This is a genomic window from Bradyrhizobium sp. U87765 SZCCT0048 (assembly GCF_018131225.1).
Taxonomy (GTDB): domain Bacteria; phylum Pseudomonadota; class Alphaproteobacteria; order Rhizobiales; family Xanthobacteraceae; genus Bradyrhizobium_A.
Window position 1 is genome coordinate 1,517,808 of the sequence record NZ_JAFCMM010000001.1, and the last position, 21,451, is coordinate 1,539,258.

Genomic DNA, 21,451 nt, shown 5'->3' on the forward strand with positions numbered 1-21,451 from the left:
CTTAATCGACGCGCCGCCGGAGGTCCAGCGTCAGCGGAAACTCCCCGCTCGGCTCCTGCGGCGGAGATTCGACGGGGCCGCCAGTATGGCCGTGATCCTGGAACCGCGCCAGCCGCCGCGCCTGGGCCTCGTAGGAATTGACGGGAAATGTCTCATAGTTGCGGCCACCCGGGTGCGCCACGTGGTAGACACAACCGCCGAGCGAGCGCCTGTTCCAGCCGTCGATCAAATCGAAAGTCAGCGGCGCATGCACCGGGATGGTCGGGTGCAGCCCCGCAGGCGGTTGCCAGGCCTTGAACCGCACGCCGGCTACCGCCTCGCCGGACACCCCTGTCGAGGTCATGGGCAGGCGGCGGCCATTGCAGCTCACGATGTGACGGCCGGGCACGAAACCGCTCGCCTTGACCTGCAGCCGCTCGACCGAAGAATCGACGAAGCGCGCCGTGCCGCCGCTGACGCCCTCCTCGCCCAGCACATGCCACGGCTCGAGCGCCTGGCGCAGTTCGAGCGTCACGCCGCCATAGCTGACGGCACCATAGAACGGAAAGCGGAATTCACTCAGCGCCTCGAACCATGCCGGATCGAAGGCGTAGCCGGCGCCACGCAGATCGGCGAGCACATCCTGGAAATCGGCCCACACGAAATGCGGCAGCATGAAACGGTCGTGCAGCGCCGTGCCCCAGCGCACGAGGCCGCCCTGCTGCGGCGTTCGCCAGAACCAGGCGACCAGCGCGCGCAGCAACAGCTGCTGCGCAAGGCTCATGCGCGCGTCCGGGGGCATCTCGAACGAACGGAATTCAATCAGGCCGAGCCGCCCCGTCGGACCATCCGGCGAGTAGAGCTTGTCGATGCAGATCTCGGCGCGATGGGTATTGCCGGTAACATCGGTCAACAGGTTGCGAAACAGGCGATCGACCAGCCACAGCGGAATCTGCCCCGTGCCGGGATCGGGTACCTGCGCCAGCGCGATCTCGAGTTCATACAGGGTGTCCTGACGGGCCTCGTCGATGCGCGGCGCCTGGCTGGTCGGGCCGACAAACAGGCCAGCGAAGAGATAGGACAGCGAGGGATGGCGCTGCCAGTAGATCAGGAGGCTGCGCAGCAGATCGGGGCGGCGCAGGAACGGCGAATCCTGCGGCGTCGCGCCGCCGAGCACCACATGGTTGCCGCCACCGGTGCCGACATGGCGGCCGTCGATCATGTACTTGTCGGTGCCAAGCCGGCCCTGCCGCGCATCCTCATAGATGCCCGTCGTGGTGATGACGGCCTCGCGCCAGCTCTCCGCGGGATGGACGTTGACCTCGATCACGCCCGGATCCGGCGTGACCTTGATGACGTTGAGGCGCGGATCGACGGGCGGCGGATAGCCTTCGATGTGCACGGGACAGCCGGCCTCCCGCGCGGTGCGCTCGACCACCGCGACCAGCGCCAGATAGTCCTCCAGTCGCTCCACGGGCGGCATGAACACGCACAGGATCCCGTTGCGCGGCTCGACCGACAGCGCGGTGCGGACCACAGCGCCGATGTCGGCATTCCCCGTCGGTGGCGGCGCACGGAAGTCGCTGTGCGAACGCGGTGGCATCTGGGTCTGCAGCTTCGCCAGTTCCGCAGGAGTCGGCAGCGGCGGCAATTGTTGTGTCGGGTCCTGCGGATGGATGTAGGGGAAGTCCGCGGCGGCGACCCACGGCAGACTGTCGAGCGGCAAGCGAAGTCCGAGCGGAGAATCCCCTGGCACCAGAAACAGCCGGCCGCGGCGCAACTGCCAGCGCTCGCTGCGCCAGCGCCAGTCGCGCGCTTCAGCATTCCAAGCCTGCACCGGCAACACATAGCCGGCCGGCTTTGTCAGGCCGCGTTCGAAGGCCCGCACCATGCGCGCCCGCGCTTCCGCATCCTCGATGCGCGGATCGAGCGCATCGACATTGACCGGCAGGTCGCCCTCCTTCAGCAGCCAGTGCGCCGGATCCTCATAGGCCGGCAGCAGATGATCGGGCGTGATGCCGAGATGACTGGCGATCGACGCCGCGACCTCGGCGGCCTGTTCAGCCGTCGCCGCGCGCGGTCCGCGCTCGTCGGCGACGAGCGCCGGATCGCTCCAGATCGGCACGCCGTCCTTGCGCCAGTACAGCGCGAACGCCCAGCGCGGCAGGCTCTCGCCGGGATACCATTTGCCCTGCCCGTAGTGCAGGAGGCCGTTCGGCGCGAAACGCGCCCGCAGCCGCCGCGCCAGATCGTCGGCGAACTGTCGCTTGGTCGGACCGACGGCAGCCGTATTCCACTCGGCGGCCTGAAAGTCGTCGACTGCAACGAATGTCGGCTCGCCGCCCATGGTGAGGCGAACGTCCTGCTGCTGCAGATCGTGGTCGACCGCCTCGCCCAGCGTATCGAGCTTCGCCCAGGCCTCGTCGGAAAAGGGCCATGTCACACGCGGCGCCTCGTGCACGCGCGTGACATTCATCTCGAAGCCGAACGCGGTTTCCGCGGGCTCGGTCATGCCGGAGATCGGCGCTGCCGCGCGGTAATGCGGCGCCGCGAACAGCGGGATATGCCCCTCGCCGCACAACAGGCCGGAGGTGGCATCGAAGCCGATCCAGCCCGCGCCGGGAATGTAAATCTCCGCCCAGGCATGCAGGTCGCAGAAGTCGTGATCCGTGCCCTTTGGGCCATCGAGCGGATCGACGTCGGCGCGAAGCTGAATCAGATAGCCGGACACGAAGCGCGCCGCGAGGCCGAGATGACGCGCGATCTGCACCAGCAGCCACGCCGAATCCCGGCACGAGCCCGAGCCTTGCGTCAACGTCTCCTCGGGCTCCTGAACACCGGGTTCCATGCGGATGACATAGCGGATATCGCGCTGCAGCCGTGCATTGAGCTCGACCAGCATATCGACCGTAGCGACGTCAGCCTTCGGCTGGCTTGCGAGCAGCGCCGCGAGGCGCGGCCCTGCGGGCTCCGGCGTGCGGTAAGCCGCCAGTTCGCCGACCAGTTCCTCCGGATAGTCGAACGGAAAGCGCTCGGCGAACGGCTCGACGAAAAAGTCGAACGGATTGATCACCGACATATCCGCGGTGAGGTCGACCTGAACCGCGAATTCCTCGGCCTTCTCGGGGAAGACCAGACGGGCAAACCAGTTGCCGTGCGGGTCCTGCTGCCAGTTGATGAAATGCTCGGAGGGCGTGATCTTGAGCGAGTAGCTTTTGATCCGGGTGCGACTGTGAGGCGCCGGACGCAACCGCACCACCTGCGGACCAAGCGAAATCGGGCGATCGTAGCGATAGCGCGTCAGGTGATGCAGCGAGACGAGGATGGACACGATCGAAGGGTCCCGCGTTATGAGCGTCACCCGCCAGAGTTGAGCGCCGCTTCGCCACTGTCAATGCCACCAGCATGACAATACCGGCCAGTTCATTGAATTTGCCGGCCTTTGCAGCACGTTGCCCAGAAAGCCGTCAGCCGACGCCGCCATTCGCAGCAACCGCACGGAAGGGGTGGAACCGGACGCGCCCTTCCCTCATTGTTACGGGCTGCGGCGGTCGGGCCGCCTGCGCAAGAGAGGACCGCCGGAATCATGAGACTGTTCAAGTGTGCGGTCTGCGCGCAGCTCCTCTATTTCGAAGCGACGCGCTGCGAAAGCTGCGGTCACCTGCTCGGCTATGAGCCGTCACAGAACCGTATGCTGGCCCTCGAAGCGGAAGGCGACGATGCTGCGGGAATCTGGCGGACTGCTCCACCCTCGGAGACACGCTACCGGTTCTGCAGCAACGCCACCTACGGCGTCTGCAACTGGCTGATCGATGCGGCCGCCGCAGATACGTTCTGCCTCGCCTGCCGGCACAACGGCATCATTCCCGATTTGTCACAGCCGCAAAACGCCATCAACTGGCAACGCATCGAATCCGCCAAGCACCGGTTGTTCTACACGTTGCTGCGCCTGCAATTGCCGTTGCAGACGCGAGCCGAAAACCCCGAAGGCCTGCTGTTCAATTTCCTCGCCGACTCTCCGCTCGATCCCAACGCCCGCGTCATGACCGGCCACGACAGCGGGTTGATTACCCTCGCGATCGCCGAGGCCGACGACGTCGAGCGCGAGCGCCGCCGCTCGCTGATGGGCGAGCCGTACCGCACCCTGCTCGGCCATTTCCGCCACGAGACCGGCCACTATTTCTGGGATCGTCTGGTGCGCGATCGTGACGACCAGAATGCCTTTCGCTCGCTGTTTGGCGACGAGACGCAGAGCTACCCTGAGGCTTTGCAGATCTACTACAACGGGGGGCCACCGGCAGATTGGCAGGCCCATTTCGTCAGCGCCTACGCCAGCGCCCATCCCTGGGAGGACTTCGCCGAAACCTGGGCGCACTATCTGCACATCATCGACACCATGGAGATGGCGCGCGCGTTCAACCTGCGTGTCGAGCCGCGCATCGACGACAGCGGCCAACTTGAAGCAACGATCGACTTCAATCCTTACAAGATCGCGTCCTTCCAGACCATCGTCGACGGCTGGCTGCCGGTGTCTTTCGCCATGAACAACATCAACCGCTGCATGGGCCAGCCCGACCTCTATCCCTTCGTTCTCTCGCCGGAGGTGATCGGCAAGCTTGCATTCATCCACGACCTCGTCCGCGAAAAGCCGGCCGCTGCAATCACTGTCGACACCGGGCCCGCTCCCGCGACCGCCTCAGGTTGAATGAACCGCCGGCGCAACCCGGCGCCACATGCAATTTTGACGGTTCTCAAGCCTGAAAACGTTGCTAGCATCCGGCCGAGATCAATCTCGACAAGAAGGATGCCCGGTGGGGACACATCATGAGCTTTTGCAGGCGACGGCCTGCGACATCGTCGATCGCCTGCGTCGCAACGACATCACCAGTCTCGATCTGCTAGACGCCCTGGAGGCCCGCATCGCCGAGGTCGACGATAACGTCAACGCGCTGCCGACACTGTGCTTTGATCGCGCTCGTGCAAAAGCAAGTGCACTCTCCGGCAAGCCTGCCGAAGCCCGCGGCCTGCTCGCCGGACTACCCGTTCCCATCAAAGATCTGACCGAGGTCGAAGGCGTGCTCACGACCTACGGCTCGCCGATCTTCCGTGACAACGTTCCGGCCTGGTCGAACGTACTGGTCGCCCATCTCGAGGCCGCCGGCGGCGTGGTCTACGCCAAGTCCAACACTCCCGAATTCGGCGCAGGCGCCAACACCTTCAACGAGGTGTTCGGCGCGACACGCAACCCCTGGGATCTCACGCGCTCGGCGGCCGGCTCGTCCGGCGGTGCCGCAGCCGCACTCGCCTCCGGCACCGCCTGGGTGGCGCATGGCTCCGACATGGGCGGCTCGCTGCGCAACCCCGCGAGCTTCTGCGGCGTGGTCGGCCTGCGCCCGAGCTTCGGCCGCGTCGCCCACACGCCGGGACCGAAGATCGACGAAACCCTCGGCGTGCAGGGGCCGATGGCCCGCAATATCGAGGACGTCGCACTGCTGCTCGACGCGATGAGCGGCGAGGAGCCCACCGACCCTCTGTCGCTGCCGCGGCTGCCGACACCGTTTCTCGACGCCGCACGCTCCGGCCGCCGGCCGCGCAAGATCGCCTATTCGCCCGACCTCGGCATTACACCGGTGGACCCGGAAGTGGCCGCCCTCACCCGAAAAGCCGCCCAGAAGCTCGCCGATATCGGCGTCATCGTCGAAGAAGCCCATCCGGATCTGCGCGAGGCGCACGACTGCTTTCAGACACTGCGGGCGTTCGATTTTGCCGTCAGCAAGGCCAAGCTGTTGCGCGAACACCGCAACCTGCTCAAGCCGGAGGTGATCTGGAACATCGAGAAGGGCCTGCAGCTCACGGTCGAGCAGATCGAGAAGGCCGAGGGCCAGCGCGTCCAGCTCGCGGCACGCGCACACGCCTTCTTTCAGACCTACGACCTGCTGCTGGCGCCAGCCACCATCGTGCCGGCCTTCCCCGTCGAGCAGCGCTATCTCACCGAATGTGCCGGAAAAATATTCGACAACTATGTCGAGTGGCTCGCCATCGTCTATGCCATCACGCTGTCGTGCTGTCCGGCGCTGTCGATGCCCTGCGGCTTCACGGCGAGCGGCCTGCCGGTCGGCTTGCAGGTGATCGGCGCGCCGCGCGGCGAAGCGCAGCTGCTCGCCGGCGCCAAGGTGATCGAGGACCTGCTCGGCCTGCGCAGCATCACGCCGATCGACCCGCGGGCGGTCGCCCGCGCCGCCTGACGAAACCACTGCGGCCCTATCCCAAACGACAACGCGGGACGAGATCACTCTCGTCCCGCGTTCGTTTCAGGGCAGGGATCGGCGCGCCGTGGCTACTCCGACTTGTCGATATTCCAGAACACCGGAGTGGCCGGGCCGTCGAGCACGCCGGTCAGCTCCTTGCGCCACACCGCCGGTGCCAGGAACTGGCCGAGCGGAATGTAGGTGACCTGGTCAAAACCACGCTCCTGCACCTCGGTCGCGATCTTCTTGCGCTCCTCGGCAGTGGTTGCCCGGGCGAACGCATCGCGCAACTGCTCCATCTTCGGATCGTCGGCCCAACCGAACCAGCCACCGTTCTTGCCGCGGCTGTTGAGGCTCGAGTTCACGACCGGATCGAGAATGTCCGCCACCACCCAGTTGGTGAAGAACATGTTCCAGCCGCCCTCCTTCGGCGACTTCTGGCTGGCGCGACGCGTCACCACCGTCTGCCAGTCGGTCGCGACGACATCGACCTTGAAGCCGGCGTCACGCAACTGCTGGGCAACGACGATCGGCTGCGGCTTAAGGGTAACCACGTCGCCCGGCGCCATGATCACCACCGGCGTGCCGTCATAGCCGGACTCAGCCAGCAGCTTCTTGGCCTCGGCAAGGCCGTTGCCCTTGGTCAGCGTCTCCGAGCCGACATCGGTGCTCAACGGCGTGCCGCAGCCGAAGAATGAGCCGCAGATCTGATAATACTTCGAGCTGCCGACCAGCGCATCCAGCACGTCCTTCTGCTTGACCGCCAGGAAGGCGGCGCGGCGCACCTTGGGATTGTCGAACGGCGGATAGAGGAAATTCATCCGGCCGAGCGTCTGGAAACCGAACTTGTTGAGGTTCTCGACCTTGAGGTCCTTGTTGGCTTCGAGGACCGGCAGCAGGTCGCTCGGCGGAAACTCGATGAAGTCGATGTCACCCGACTGCAGCGCGTTCACCGCGGTCTGCGCGTCCGGCATCGTCACCCATTCGACGCGGTCGACCTTCACCACCTTGCCGCCCGACGTCCAGCTCGGCGGCTCCGAGCGGGGAACATAGTCCTTGTTCTTCTCGTAGACCGCCTTGACGCCCGGCTGGAACTCGGCCTGCACGAACTTGAACGGGCCCGAACCGATCTGTTCCGGGATCGGCTTGTCCGGCGGCGTATCCGCGATCCGCTTCGGCATCATGAAGGGGACGACCGACGACGGCTTGGCGATCGAGTCCAGCACGAGGCCGTAGGGCTCCTTCAGCTTCAGCGTGATGGTCCTGGCATCGGTGGCTTCGAGGCTGGCGGTGAAATCGAGCAGCTTCTGCCCCATGCTGTCGCGCGCACCCCAGCGCCTGAGCGAGGCGACGCAATCTTCCGCCGTCACCGGCTTGCCGTCGTGCCACTTCAGACCGTCGCGCAGCGTGAAGGTATAGGTCAGCTTGTCGTCGGACACCTTCCAGTCCGCCATCTGCGGCTGGACCTTGAAATTGGAATCGACCGCCAGCAGCGTGTCGTAGACCATGTAGCCGTGATCGCGCGAGATATAGGCGGTGGTGATGATCGGATCGATCACCCGCAGGTCGGAGTGCATCACCGCAGTGATGGTCTTGCCCGCGGCTTGCGCAGCCGTCGAAAGTCCGAACATGACGGCAGAGGCGAGCAGGCCTCGCATCGCGATTTTGGCCAGCGAGGTTCGTTCACGCAAGACGACAGACATACCATCCCTCCAGAATTGTTCTCGTCCCCGATGGATTTCCTGGGTGACGCTGCGGACACGACGGCAGGACGCTGGGCGCGCCCGGTCATGATGCTGAGCGTCATGACGACATGATATTTTAAGCTTGAAGACTTGCACCAACCACGGAAGGCGTCAATCGCGATTTCGTGACCGTGACACCGAGGCCGTGCGACAACATGCGCCCGTTCGGGACCATGCGGCGCAGCACGCAAGAAAATCGGAATGCCGGCTTGCGGCCTCCATCCCGGGCCTGCATCATCCCGCCCGCCGCGCCGGCGCGCGATGCGACGGCCGTGCGCGAGCCACCAGCAACAAGACCAGGACAGAGAGAGACACGCACGTGATCAATCCGGCCCAGCTTCCGTTCGACGCCGACACCATGTTGCAGGGCCTGCGCCCCTGGGTGGAATGCGAGAGTCCGACCTGGGACGCGGCAGCCGTCAACCGCATGCTCGACCTTGCGGCCCGCGACCTTGCGGTGGCTGGCGCCGAGATCGAACGCATCGCGGGCCGCAACGGCTTCGGCGGCTGCGTGCGTGCCCGCTTCCCGCATCCGCGGCGCGACACTCCCGGCATTCTGATCGCCGGCCACCTCGATACCGTGCACCCCGTCGGCACCCTCGCCAAATTGCCGTGGCGCCGTGACGGCAACAAGTGCTACGGCCCGGGCATCTTCGACATGAAGGGCGGCAACTACCTGTCGCTGGAAGCGATCCGCCAGTTGCAGCGGGCCGCGATCGCAACGCCCCTTCCCGTCACCTTCCTGTTCACGCCCGACGAGGAGGTCGGCACGCCATCGACCCGCGACCTGATCGAGGCCGAGGCGGCGCGCAGCAAATATGTCCTGGTCCCCGAGCCGGGGCGCGGAAAGAACGGCGTCGTGTCCGGCCGCTACGCCATCGCGCGCTTCAATCTCGAAGCGAAGGGCCGCCCCAGCCATGCCGGCGCCACCCTCGCCGCGGGCCGCTCGGCGATCCGCGAGATGGCGCGCAAGGTCATCGAGATCGACGGCATGACATCCGACGACTGCACGTTCAGCGTCGGCATCGTCCATGGCGGACAGTGGGTGAACTGCGTGCCGTCGCTATGCACCGGCGAAGCGCTGAGCATGGCCAAGCGTCAGGCCGATCTCGACCGCGGCGTCGAGCGCATGCTGGCGCTGTCCGGCACGGCGAGCGACGTCACCTTCACGGTGACGCGCGGCGTCACGCGGCCGGTGTGGGAGCCGAACGAAAAGACCCTGGCGCTGTTCGAGACCGCACGCGGGATCGGCCGCACGCTCGGTCTCGATCTCACCCATGGCAGTGTCGGCGGTGGCTCCGACGGCAACTTCACCGGCGCGATGGGCATCGCGACGCTCGATGGCCTCGGCGTGTGTGGCGACGGCGCCCACACGCTGGAAGAGCACATCGAGATCGACAGCCTGGTCACGCGCGGCCGTTTGATGGCGGGGCTGCTCGCGACACTCGACTGACACGAACGCACAACGCGCGGGCATTCGCTGATCGAAATTTGGCCTTGTTCACCAGCAGGGCCATCCCTAACCTTTGATCGTCCGATATGACGATGCGGGAGAGACCGACGCGAATGCCTGCATTCGCTTCGGCGCCGACGGAGCAACCGCCCCGGAAACTCTCAGGCACCAGGACCGTGTCGTCAGGACGATCTGGAGAGAGGCGCCGCACCGACGGCGTCCACCGAAGGGGATATCCGTCGCAGAATGCGGGCGGATCAAGCTCTCAGGTACCGTGACAGATGGGGCGCTTGCACCGGGTCCGCCGGTGGATTGGCGACTCCAACGCACGGGGAGCTCTGACATCACCATGCACTGTCACGCGCTCACGGCGCCGGCCCTGCCGGCGCATCGCCTGCCCGCGCGCGTTCGCCACATCCTCCGTCATGACCCGGATCACGCCTGCACCGCGTCAAACCATCAGAGGAGATGTGATGTCGTTCTTGTTGCGAAAGGGACTGTCGTCCGCTGCCATCGGCGTCGGACGAAAGCTGCTGCTGACGACCGCGTTGGCCCTGCCGATACTGGCCTCGCCGATCGTGGCACAGGCCAAGACCATTCGGGCGGTGATGCACTCCGACCTGCGCGTCATCGATCCCATCATCACCACGGCCTACATCACCCGTGACCATGGCTACATGGTCTACGACACGTTGCTGGCGATCGACGCCGACTTCAGGATCCGCCCGCAAATGGCCGACTGGAAGGTGTCCGACGACAAGCTGATCTATACCTTCACCCTGCGCGACGGTCTGAAATGGCACGACGGCACGCCGGTGACGGCAGAAGACTGCGTCGCCTCGCTCAAACGCTGGGGCGCCCGCGACGGCATGGGCCAGAAGCTGATGGAGTTCACCGCCAGCATCGAGGCGACCGATGCCAGAACCATCACGCTGAAATTGCGGGAACCGTACGGCCTCGTCCTCGACGCCATCGCCAAGCCCTCCTCCGCCGTCCCCTTCATGATGCCGAAACGGCTCGCCGAAACACCACCGGACAAAGCGATTCCCGAGCAGATCGGCTCCGGCCCGTTCAAATTCGTGCAGGCCGACTTCCAGCCAGGGGTGCGCGCGGTTTACGAGAAGAACAAGGACTACGTGCCACGCTCCGAACCGCCGAGTTGGCTCGCTGGCGGCAAGGTGGTCAAGGTCGACCGCGTCGAATGGATCACCATGCCCGATCCACAGACCGCGACCAACGCGCTGCAATCCGGCGACATCGACTTCATCGAGGCGCCGCAGGCCGACATTCTGCCCGTGCTCGAAGCAGACAAGGACCTGAAGCTGCGCATTCTCAACAGTCTCGGATACCAGACACTCGGCCGGATGAATTTCCTCTATCCGCCGTTCGACAACATCAAGGTGCGCCGCGCCGCACTGCTGGCGCTCAACCAGAAGGATGTGCTCGACGCACTGATCGGCAACCCGAAGTACTACAAAATCTGCGGCGCGATCTTCGGTTGCGATACGCCGCTGGCGACACAGGTCGGATCGGAGACACTGGTCAGGGGCAACGGCATGGAGGCGGCCAGGAAGCTGCTTGCCGAATCCGGCTACGACGGCACGCCGGTGGTGTTGCTGGCGCCTGGCGACGTCTATGCCCTGAAAGCTCAGCCGATCGTCGCCGCGCAGTTGCTCCGCGCGGCAGGCTTCAAGGTCAACGTCGTCGCCACTGACTGGCAGACCGTGGTGACGTTGCGCGCGAGCCAGAAGCCGCCGAAAGACGGCGGCTGGAATCTGTTCTTCACCAACTGGGTGGGCGCCGACATCCTCAATCCCATTGCCCATGTCACGCTGAACGGCAAAGGCAGAAGCGGTGGCTGGTTCGGCTGGCCTGATGACCCGAAGATGGAAGAACTGCGCGACGCGTTCGTTCGCGCCACGACTCTCGACGAACAGAAGGCCATCGCCACAGCGATTCAGCAGCGCAACTTCGACCAGGTCACCTACATTCCGCTGGGACAGTTCTCGGTGCCCAGCGTGTGGCGCAACGACCTGACCGGCGTGCTCGATGGTCCGGCAACGCCGGTATTCTGGAATATCGACAAGATTGCCGACTGAAGACGCAGTCATCACCGACCACACGCCGCCATGGCGGGATGAGAGCAATCTCATCCCGCTTTTTCGTCGGCGTAACAGCATCTTCACTGCAGGCACCGCATTGCACAACGCAACGGCAGTGTGGATCGAAATTTAGCCTTGCCCAATCTGAAGGCCCATCCTAGGGTTTGGGCGTCCATATGATGTTGCGGGAGAGATCGACGCGAGTGCGCAAGCATTCGTTTCGGCGCCGACGGAGCAACCGCCCCGGAAACTCTCAGGCCGAAGGACCGTGACGTCAGGACAATCTGGAGAGAGATGCCATCACGACCGATGGCATCCACCGAAGGGGATATCCGTCTTGCGCCTCGGCGCGGATGGATGAAGCTCTCAGGTACCGTGACAGATGGGGCGCATGCACCGGTTTTGGCCGGTGACAACGCGACTCAAGTCACAGGAGCCTGAAGACTTATCATGCCACATCTTGCAGTAATCGGCGCCGGCATCACCGGCGTGACGACGGCCTATGCCCTCTTGAAGCGTGGGCACGACGTGACGGTGATCGACCGTCATCGCTATGCCGCCATGGACACTTCGTTTGCCAATGGCGGCCAGCTGTCGGCCAGCAACGCCGAGGTCTGGAACAGCGCCGCGACCATGCTCAAGGGCCTGCGCTGGATGTTTCGGAACGACGCGCCGTTGCTGATGAATCCATCACCGAGCTGGCACAAGTATTCGTGGCTGGCGGAATTCGCCCGCGCCACCACGAACTACCGCGACAACACCATCACCACCGCGCGCCTCGCCATCGCGGCGCGACAGCATCTGTTCGCGATGGCCGAGCAGGAGAATATCGCCTTCGACCTCGAGAAACGCGGCATCCTGCACATCTATCACGACAAGGCCAACTTCGAGGCCGGCCTGCGCGTCAACGCGCTGCTCACCGAGGGCGGCCTCGACCGCCGTGCAGTGACACCGGACGAAATCCGCAGCATCGAGCCGGCCCTGCAGCGCAGCTACCATGGCGGCTTCTACACGCCGTCGGATTCTACCGGCGACATCCACAAATTCACCCGCGGCCTTGCGAAGGCATGCATCCGCCATGGCGCCCGCTTCATCCACCAGGCAGAGGTCGAGGCGATCTCGACCGATGGCAGCGCCTTCGACATCAACTGGCGCGGGTCCATGGCGGATGGCGCCACCATGCCGCAGCAGTTGCGCGTCGACGGCATCGTGGTCTGTGCCGGCGTCGGCAGCCGACACATCGCCGCCCAGCTCGGCGATCGCATCAACGTCTATCCGGTCAAGGGCTACTCGATCACGGTGCATCTCGACGACGCCCCGAGCCGCAGTGCCGCGCCGTATGTCAGCCTGCTCGACGAAACTGCCAAGATCGTCACCAGCCGGCTCGGCGCCGACCGCTTCCGTGTCGCCGGCACCGCGGAGTTCAACGGCTTCAACCGCGATATCCGCGCCGATCGCATCCGCCCTCTCACCGACTGGGTCGAGCGCAATTTCCCGGCCGTAGAAACCGCGCGGGTGACGCCCTGGGCCGGCCTGCGCCCGATGATGCCGGACATGATGCCGGTGGTGCGCGGCGGAACCCGCGCCGGCGTGTTCTACAACACCGGCCACGGCCATCTCGGGTGGACATTGTCCGCAGCCACCGCCGAGGCGACGGCCCTTGCGATCGATGCGTGGCGGCCGGCAGGCCGCCGCCAGACGCCGTTCGCCGCGCGGTCCGGGGCGAAGTTGTCCACGGCCTCCGAGCCGTGGGCTCCAGCCCTTGCCCCCCTGCCGGGCTTGGCACACAATTTACCCGCCGGCGCGGACAAGCCTCTGTCCACGCCAGTCACGACCGCCGAAGAGCGAAGCGAGCGCCGAGCATGAACACCACGCGTCACCACCCCGAGGAAAAACCCAAATCTTGGGATCACGGGAGATAGCACATGGCGGGGTACCTGATCCGGCGCGTACTCGCCTCCATCCCGGTGATGGGGGTCGTTGCACTTTTCGTGTTCCTGCTGCTGCGGCTGACGCCAGGCGATCCGGCCGCGATCATCGCCGGCGACACGGCCACCCCTGAACAGCTCGAGCGCATCCGCACGTCTCTCGGGCTCAACGAGCCACTGGTGACGCAGTTCGTCACCTGGCTCGGCAAGATCCTGCACGGCGACCTCGGCGTGTCGCTGATCTCCAACGTACCGGTGCTGACCATGATCGGCCAGCGCCTTGAGCCGACCATCAGCATCGCGCTCACCACCATGGTGGTCGCGGTCGTGGTGGCCGTTCCCCTCGGCGTTATCGCCGCGTGGAAGCAAGGCACCTGGATCGACCGCTGCGTCATGGGGCTGTCGGTGCTCGGCTTCTCGGTGCCGGTGTTTGTCATCGGTTACGTGCTTGTGCAGGTCTTCGCGATCGACCTGCGCTGGCTGCCAGTGCAGGGCTTTCGCAGCATTACAAAAGGGGTGGTGCCGTTCTTCGAGCGTGCGCTGCTGCCGACACTCGCTCTCTCCTTCATCTATGTCGCGCTGATCGCCCGCATGACCCGCGCCTCGATGCTCGACGTGCTCGGCGAGGACTTTGTCCGCACCGCCCGCGCCAAGGGCATCGCCGAACGCCATGTGCTGATCAGGCACGCGCTGCGCAATGCCGCCGTCCCGGTCATCACCGTGATCGGCACCGGCTTCGGCCTGCTGATTTCCGGCGTGGTCGTCACCGAAAGCGTCTTCAACCTGCCGGGCATCGGACGGTTGACGGTCGATGCGGTGCTCGCCCGCGACTATCCGGTGATCCAGGGCGTGATCCTCCTCACCAGTGCGCTGTATGTGGGGATCAATCTCCTCATCGACGTCGCCTATACCTTCCTCGATCCGCGGATCCGCTACTGATGAGCGTCGAACCCTTCATGGACTCCGCCCTCAGGGCTCCGGCCGGCTCGCGGCTCAAATTCCTCGCCTCGGGCCCGATCGTCACCCTCGCCACGATCTGCCTCGCGCTGGTGGTGGCTTCCGCGCTGTTCGCGCCTTGGCTCGCGCCACATGATCCGCTGCAGCTCGCGCCAGCCCTGCGGCTCAAGCCGCCGAGCGCCGAATTTCCGCTCGGCACCGACGCCTACGGCCGCGACCTGTTGTCCCGCATCCTCTACGGCGGCCGCATCTCGCTGCTCATCGGCATCGGCGCGGCCGCCGTCAGCGTGGTGATCGGCCTCGCCATCGGCCTCGTCTCCGGCTTCTTTCGCTGGATCGATGCGGTGGTGATGCGTGTCATGGATGGCCTGATGGCGATCCCCGGCATCCTGCTTGCCATCGCGGTGATCTCGCTGTCGGGCGCCAGCCTCAAAACGGTGCTGATCGCGATCGTCATTCCCGAGGTCCCTCGTGTCGTCCGGCTGGTGCGCTCGGTGGTGCTGACCGCGCGCGAAGAGCCCTACGTGGAAGCGGCGATCGCTATCGGCTCCAGTCTGCCGAAGATCCTGTGGCGGCATCTGATGCCCAATACCATCGCGCCGCTGATCGTCCAGGGCACCTACATCTGCGCCTCGGCGATCCTCACCGAAGCGATCCTGTCGTTCCTCGGCGCCGGCATCAGCCCGGAAACACCGACCTGGGGCAACATCATGGCCGAAGGCCGCGCCGTATTCCAGATCAAGCCGTCGCTGATCTTCTGGCCTGGCCTGCTGCTTTCGATCACCATCCTGTCGATCAACCTGATCGGCGATGCGACGCGCGACGCGCTCGATCCGCGCATGAAACAGCGGGAGGGCGGACGATGACCGCGCAGGCTGACAACGTCGTTCTCGACATCCGCAATCTTGTCGTCGGGCTGCGCGCACGGCACGGCAGCGAAGGCATCATCGACGACATCTCGCTGCAGGCGCGTGCCGGCAAGACCCTGAGCGTGGTCGGCGAAAGCGGATCCGGCAAGTCGGTGACGTCGCTCGCGGTCATGGGATTGCTGCCGAAAAAATCCCTCGCCATCACCGGCGGCAGCATCAGCCTTGCCGGCGAGGACATCCGCAGCGCCTCGGACCGCCGCCTGCGCCAGTTGCGTGCCACCACCATGGCGATGATCTTCCAGGAGCCGATGACGGCGCTCAACCCGGTCGTCCCCGTCGGCCGCCAGATCGACGAGGTGCTGCGCACCCATACGCCTCTCGATGCCCGCGCCCGCCGCCAGCGCATCCTCGCGATGATGGAACAGGTGCGCCTGCCGGACGTCGAGCGCATCTTCAACTCCTACCCTCATCGCCTGTCAGGCGGCCAGCGCCAACGCATCATGATCGCGATGGCGCTGATCCTCGAACCCAAGCTGCTGATCGCCGACGAGCCGACCACGGCGCTCGACGTCACCACGCAGAAGCAGATCCTCACCCTGATCCGCGACCTCCAGAAGGACCACGGCACCGCCGTGCTGTTCATTACCCATGACATGGGCGTCGTCGCCGAGATCGCCGACGAGGTCGTGGTGATGCGGCGCGGCCGCCTCGTCGAGCAGGGCCCACTGCGCCAGGTGCTCAGCAATCCGGCCCAGGACTATACCCGCAACCTGCTCGCCACCGTCCCGAGCCTCGTTCCGCGGCCGCCACGCGCGTCGACCGATGCCCCGATCGTGCTGGAGACCACCGAGCTCGGCAAGGTCTACCGCGAGCGTTCGCTGTTCGGTGGCACGCGCGAGGTCGCGGCGGCCAGGGACGTGTCGCTGACGCTGCAGAAGGGCCGCACGCTCGGCATCGTCGGCGAGAGCGGCTCCGGCAAGTCGACGGTTGCGCGTTGCATCGTGCGCCTGATCGACCCGACCTCCGGCGGCATTCGCCTTGTCGGCCGCGAAATCTCGTTCCTGTCGCGGCGATTGCTCCAGCCGCATCGCAAGCGCATCCAGATGATCTTCCAGGATCCCTACCGCTCGCTCAACCCGCGGCTTACGGTCGGCGAAACCATCGCCGAGGGACCGGTCAACTACGGCACAACGCACAAGGAAGCGCTCGCACGGGCGCGTGAACTGTTGCGACTGGTCGACCTGCCGACCGACGCCATCGCGCGCTATCCCCACCAGTTCTCCGGCGGTCAGCGTCAGCGTATCGCGATCGCCCGCGCGCTCGCGATGGACCCCGACGTGCTGGTGGCGGACGAAGCGGTCTCCGCCCTCGACGTCTCCGTCCAGGACCAGGTGCTCAAGCTGCTCGACGAGATCCAGGCGCGGCTCGGCATCGCGCTGTTGTTCATCACCCACGACCTGCGCGTCGCTGCGCAGATCTGCGACGACGTCATCGTGATGCAGCATGGCCTCATCGTCGAACAGGGCGCAGCTGGTGAAATCCTCACCCATCCGCAGCAGACCTACACCCGCCAGTTGCTGGAGGCCGCACCGGGCCGCAACTGGGATTTCGCCAACTTCCGTCCGGTGTCCGTCCAGTAGCTTCCTCCCCCAACGTCAGAAGACGCAGCCAACGCGCCAGGTTCCTGAATGTCCTCCCATCGTATCGCCATCGCCGGCTTTCTCCACGAGACCAACACCTTCGCTCCGACCAAGGCCGCCTATGACGGCTTTGTGCATGGCGGCGGCTGGCCGCCGATGGAAACCGGCGCCGATGTGATCACCCGCATTCGCGGTATCAATGTCGGCCTTGCCGGCTTCATCGACAGCGCCGAACAGAGCGGCTGGGATCTCGTACCCACCATCTGGTGCGCGGCAAGCCCATCGGCCCACGTCCGTGAAGACGCCTACGAGCGCATCGCCGCCGTGATCATCGACGGCATCGCCAACGCCGGACCCCTCGATGGCGTCTACCTCGACCTGCACGGCGCCATGGTCACCGAGCATCTCGACGATGGCGAAGGTGAACTGCTGGCGCGTGTGCGCAAGGTCATCGGTCCGGACGTGCCGCTGGTGGTCAGCCTCGACCTGCACGCCAACATCACGCCGGCGATGGTCGCGCACGCCGACGCGCTCGTCGCCTACCGCACCTATCCCCATGTCGACATGGCCGACACCGGCCGCGCCGCCGCCCGCCATCTCGCGCTGCTGCTGGACACGCCGCGCCGCTTTGCCAAGGCCTTCCGGCAGTTGCCATTCCTGATCCCGATCAGCTGGCAGTGCACCAACGACGAGCCGTGCAAAACGATCTACGCCGATCTCGCCAAACTCGAAAGCAAGGCTGTGCCGACGCTGTCGTTCGCACCGGGCTTTCCCGCCGCGGATTTTCCGGATTGCGGCGCCGCGGTCGTCGCCTATGGCGTGACCCAGGCCGATGCCGACCGCGCGGCGGATGCGGTCGTCGGCATGATCGAGGGGCAGGAGGATGCCTTCGACGGGCGCATCTACTCGCCTGACGAGGGCGTGACGCACGCCATGGCGCTCGCCGCTAGCGCGCGCAAGCCGATCGTCATCGCCGATACCCAGGACAACCCCGGCGCCGGCGGCGATTCCGACACAACCGGCATGCTGCGCGCGCTGCTGCGCAATGGCGCGGACAAGGCCGCGATCGGTGTCATCGTCGACCCCGAGGCCGCGCAGGCGGCCCACGCGGCTGGCGTCGGGCAGAGCGTGACCCTCGCCCTCGGCGGCAAGTCCGGCATTCCCGGGGACGCACCGCTGATCGAAACCTTCGTGGTCGAGCAACTGTCCGACGGCCGCTTCCTCGCCCCCGGTCCTTATTTCGGCGGCAGCCAGATGAATCTCGGTCCGTCGGCATGCCTGCGCATCGGCGGCGTCCGTATCGTCGTCGGCTCACGCAAGGCCCAACTTGCCGACCAGGCCATGTTCCGCTTCGTCGGCATCGAGCCGACCGAGCAGGCGATCCTGGTCAACAAGAGCTCGGTGCATTTCCGTGCCGACTTCGAGCCAATTGCCGAGACCATCCTGATTTGTGCCGCGCCGGGCGCGATGCCCGCCGACACCGCCGCACTGCCCTGGACGCGCCTGCGTCCCGGCGTGCGCATCAAGCCCAACGGCCCGGCCTTCGCCGGCCGGCCGCAATAACAACCCGTTCGAACCTCAATCGGATTTCAGCCATGACCAACATCCCCCTGATCGACAGCTTCGCCGACGAACTCACTGCCATTCGCCGCGACATTCACGCCCATCCCGAGATCGGCTTCGAGGAGGAGCGCACCTCGGGCATCGTTGCCGACAAGCTCACGCAGTGGGGCATCGAGGTGCATCGCGGCATCGGCGGCACCGGTGTCGTCGGCCTGCTCAAGGGCAAGGGTGGCAGCAGCAAGCGCGTCGGCCTGCGCGCCGACATGGACGCGCTGCCGATGGAGGAAAAGACTAATCTGCCCTGGCGGTCCACCATTCCGAACCGCTTCCATGGCTGCGGCCATGACGGCCACACCACCATCCTGCTGGGCACCGCGCGCTATCTCGCCGAAACGCGCAACTTCGACGGCACCGCCGTGTTCATCTTCCAGCCGGCGGAGGAAGGCCTCGGCGGCGCGCGTGCGATGATCGCCGACAAACTGTTCCAGCGCTTTCCGTGCGACGAGGTCTATGGCCTGCACAACGCGCCGGATCTCGGGCCGCGTCAGGTCACGGTGTTTCCGGGACCGGCGATGGCAGCTGCCGATTTCTTCGACATCACGGTCACCGGCTATGGCAGCCACGGCGCCATGCCGGACCGCTCGCGCGATCCCGTGGTGATTGCGATGACGCTGGGACAGGCGCTGCAGACCATCGTCAGCCGCAACGTCGATCCGCTGAAGTCCGCCGTGGTGTCGATCACCCAGTTCCACGCCGGCTCGGCCTACAACGTCATCCCGAACGAAGCGAAACTCGCGGGCACGGTTCGCACCTTCTCCAACGAAGTCCGCGAGCAGGTGCGCGATCGCATGCGCACCCTCGCAGCCGGCATCGCCAGCGCCTTCCAGGTCGAGATCGACGTTCAGATCCGCGACATTTTCTCGGTGCTGGTCAACAACGAGCTGCATGCCCATGCGGTCGCCGACGTCGCCCGCGAGATCGTCGGTGCCGACAATGTCTCGACGACGCCGGCGCCGAAGATGGGCAGCGAGGACTTCGCCGACATGCTCCATGCGGTGCCCGGCGCCTATTTCTGGCTGGGCCACGAGGGTTCGGTTCCCGTGCACAATCCGGGATTCGTGCTCGACGACGCCATCCTGCCCGTCGGCGCCAGCCTGTTCTCGCGCATCATCGAAACGCGGATGCCGCTCGCCGGCGCGTGAGGCTTTGATTCGCATGGTGAGGAGGCGCGAAGCGCCGTAGGCGGCCGTTCGGGCCGCTCCTCAGGATGAGGTGGAGGGGTCCGTACGAAACCAACGCCCTCACCCCTTGTCGGCGTAGCTCACTCGCAGTTCGCGCTTGAGCAGCTTGCCGGCGGTGTTGCGCGGAAGGGTCTCGGTGAAGAACACCTGCTTGGGCACCTTGAATGGCGCGAGATGCTCGCGGGCATGGGCGAGCAGGCCCGCCTCGTCCGGTGCATGACCCGGCCGCAGCACCACGACCGCGGTGACCGCCTCGATCCACTTCGGATCGGGCAACCCGATCACCGCGACCTCAGACACCGACGGATGCTTGAACAGTGCCTCCTCGACCTCGCGGCCAGCGACGACGACACCACCGGTCTTGATGATGTCCTTGACGCGGTCAACCACGAAGATGAATCCGCCTTCGTCCATGTAGCCGACGTCTCCGGAGTGGAACCAGCCCCCTTCGAACGCCTCGCGCGTCTCCTCCGGCTTGTCCCAATAGCCCATCAGCAATTGCGGCGAGCGGTGCACGATCTCGCCCTGCGTGCCCGGCGGCACATCGCGCATCTCCGGATCGACGATGCGCGTCTCGACATTGAGAATCGGTCGCCCTGCGGACGCGGGCCGCGCGTCGTGCTCCTCGGGCCGCAACACCGTGGCGAGCGGACCGATCTCGCTCTGGCCATAGCAGTTGTAGACGCCGATTCCCGGCAGCCGCTGGCGCAACTCCTGCAGCACCGGCACCGGCATGATCGAGGCGCCGTAGTAGACGTTGCGCAGCGACGACAGATCGCGCTTGTCGAAGTCGGCATGGCGCAGCAGACTGATCCAAACGGTCGGCGGCGCGAAGAACGAGGTGATGCGGTGCTGTTCGATCAGCTTCAGCACGAGGTCCGGCGCCGGCGCTTCGATGAGATGCGTGGTCGCACCCATCAGCAGCTGCGGCATCGAGAAGCAGTGCATCTGCGCGGAATGATAGAGCGGCAGCGCGGCCAGCGCGATGTCGGTGCCGCGGAATTCGAGATCGACGATGCAACTGGCATATTCGGCAAGTAGCGCACGGTGGGTCATCATCGCGCCCTTGGGCGCGGCGGTGGTGCCCGAGGTGTAGAGCAGTTGGGCAAGATCGTTGTCGTCGACATCGGTTTCGTCGAGCCGCGGTGCGGTCGCGTCGCCTGCGATCGCCAGCACATCGAACTCGCCGTCACCGGCGGACGCAAAGCGGCCATAGCAGGCGACATCGACCTCCGGCCGGACCGCAGCGACGGTGTCCACGAGGCCACCATCATAGACCAGCACCCGCGCGCCGGACTGCCTGAGGATGTATTTGAGCTCGCCCGCGGTCAGCGCATAGTTGATCGGCACATGGACGAGGCCGGACCGGTTGCACGCCAGCCACAGCAGCAGATAAGCGTCGGAATTGCGGGCGTAGGCCGCGACGCGGTCGCCCTTGTGGAGACCCAGCGCCATCAGGCGATGCGCCACACGCCCGGCCGCCTGCTCGAGCGCGTGGAACGTCCACTGCCGGTCCGCAAAAGTCAGCGCCACGCGGTCGCGAAACTTCGCCGCCGCCCGCCGCGTCGCATCGGCAATGGAGTTACGGCGCAGGATTTCCGGCCCCGCCTGTCCACCGGTCATTCGTCTTCTCCCTGATGATCGTTCTTGATGTCGTGGCGGGAGAGTAAGGCAGGACCGGGCAAGGAGGAAACCGATTTTGGCTGGTGAAAGCCTGAGCATTTCA

At 65.6% G+C, this 21,451-nt stretch carries 13 protein-coding genes and 4 riboswitches; of the genes, 10 read left to right on the forward strand and 3 right to left on the reverse strand.

Annotated features, from left to right (window positions below):
- Position 1: 1 nt before the first annotated feature.
- Positions 2-3,310 (reverse strand): transglutaminase family protein, encoded by a 3,309-nt coding sequence (locus tag JQ639_RS06565; RefSeq protein ID WP_211970383.1) that lies wholly within the window; start codon positions 3,308-3,310, stop codon positions 2-4.
- A gap of 255 nt (positions 3,311-3,565) precedes the next feature.
- Between JQ639_RS06565 and JQ639_RS06570 the strand changes: the two genes are divergently transcribed.
- On the forward strand, positions 3,566-4,684 hold the full coding sequence (locus JQ639_RS06570) for a zinc-binding metallopeptidase family protein (protein WP_211970446.1): 1,119 nt from the start codon (positions 3,566-3,568) through the stop codon (positions 4,682-4,684).
- A 106-nt stretch (positions 4,685-4,790) separates the two neighbouring features.
- A complete protein-coding gene (locus JQ639_RS06575; protein WP_211970384.1) occupies positions 4,791-6,224 on the forward strand; it encodes an amidase in 1,434 nt (477 codons plus the stop codon).
- Positions 6,225-6,316: 92 nt separating this feature from the next.
- Here the strand turns inward: JQ639_RS06575 and JQ639_RS06580 are convergent, their stop codons facing one another.
- The gene (locus tag JQ639_RS06580; protein WP_249123693.1) at positions 6,317-7,885 is read right to left on the reverse strand and encodes an ABC transporter substrate-binding protein; all 1,569 of its coding nucleotides are present in this window, start codon (positions 7,883-7,885) and stop codon (positions 6,317-6,319) included.
- Between the two features lie 409 nt (positions 7,886-8,294).
- On the opposite strand from JQ639_RS06580, the gene JQ639_RS06585 reads away from it, so the two are divergent.
- The 8 genes from JQ639_RS06585 to JQ639_RS06620 all read left to right on the forward strand — a co-directional run bounded on the left by JQ639_RS06585 (position 8,295) and on the right by JQ639_RS06620 (position 19,686).
- Entirely contained in the window at positions 8,295-9,425 is a 1,131-nt protein-coding gene (locus JQ639_RS06585; protein ID WP_211970447.1) for a M20/M25/M40 family metallo-hydrolase, read from the forward strand.
- Positions 9,426-9,510: 85 nt separating this feature from the next.
- Positions 9,511-9,612, forward strand: a riboswitch (glycine riboswitch).
- Between the two features lie 3 nt (positions 9,613-9,615).
- A riboswitch (glycine riboswitch) is annotated at positions 9,616-9,708 on the forward strand.
- Positions 9,709-9,898: 190 nt separating this feature from the next.
- Positions 9,899-11,524 carry an ABC transporter substrate-binding protein gene (locus JQ639_RS06590; protein WP_211970386.1) on the forward strand — a complete coding sequence of 542 codons (1,626 nt, stop codon included), beginning with the start codon at positions 9,899-9,901 and terminating at the stop codon, positions 11,522-11,524.
- Positions 11,525-11,702: 178 nt separating this feature from the next.
- A riboswitch (glycine riboswitch) is annotated at positions 11,703-11,806 on the forward strand.
- 1 nt (position 11,807) lies between these two features.
- A riboswitch (glycine riboswitch) is annotated at positions 11,808-11,913 on the forward strand.
- A 64-nt stretch (positions 11,914-11,977) separates the two neighbouring features.
- Positions 11,978-13,393, forward strand: coding sequence for a D-amino acid dehydrogenase (locus JQ639_RS06595; protein ID WP_211970387.1), 1,416 nt, complete (start codon positions 11,978-11,980; stop codon positions 13,391-13,393).
- Positions 13,394-13,452: 59 nt separating this feature from the next.
- Complete coding sequence (locus JQ639_RS06600) at positions 13,453-14,394, forward strand: ABC transporter permease (protein WP_211970388.1); 942 nt, start codon at positions 13,453-13,455, stop codon at positions 14,392-14,394.
- Positions 14,394-15,278, forward strand: coding sequence for an ABC transporter permease (locus tag JQ639_RS06605; protein ID WP_211970389.1), 885 nt, complete (start codon positions 14,394-14,396; stop codon positions 15,276-15,278). Before JQ639_RS06600 ends, JQ639_RS06605 begins: the two co-directional genes overlap by 1 nt.
- The gene (locus tag JQ639_RS06610; protein WP_211970390.1) at positions 15,275-16,921 is read left to right on the forward strand and encodes an ABC transporter ATP-binding protein; all 1,647 of its coding nucleotides are present in this window, start codon (positions 15,275-15,277) and stop codon (positions 16,919-16,921) included. Before JQ639_RS06605 ends, JQ639_RS06610 begins: the two co-directional genes overlap by 4 nt.
- A 48-nt stretch (positions 16,922-16,969) precedes the next feature.
- On the forward strand, positions 16,970-18,484 hold the full coding sequence (locus tag JQ639_RS06615) for a M81 family metallopeptidase (RefSeq protein WP_211970391.1): 1,515 nt from the start codon (positions 16,970-16,972) through the stop codon (positions 18,482-18,484).
- 32 nt (positions 18,485-18,516) lie between these two features.
- A complete protein-coding gene (locus tag JQ639_RS06620; RefSeq protein WP_211970392.1) occupies positions 18,517-19,686 on the forward strand; it encodes a M20 aminoacylase family protein in 1,170 nt (389 codons plus the stop codon).
- A gap of 99 nt (positions 19,687-19,785) precedes the next feature.
- Here the strand turns inward: JQ639_RS06620 and JQ639_RS06625 are convergent, their stop codons facing one another.
- A complete protein-coding gene (locus JQ639_RS06625; protein WP_211970393.1) occupies positions 19,786-21,348 on the reverse strand; it encodes an acyl-CoA synthetase in 1,563 nt (520 codons plus the stop codon).
- Positions 21,349-21,451: the final 103 nt, after the last annotated feature.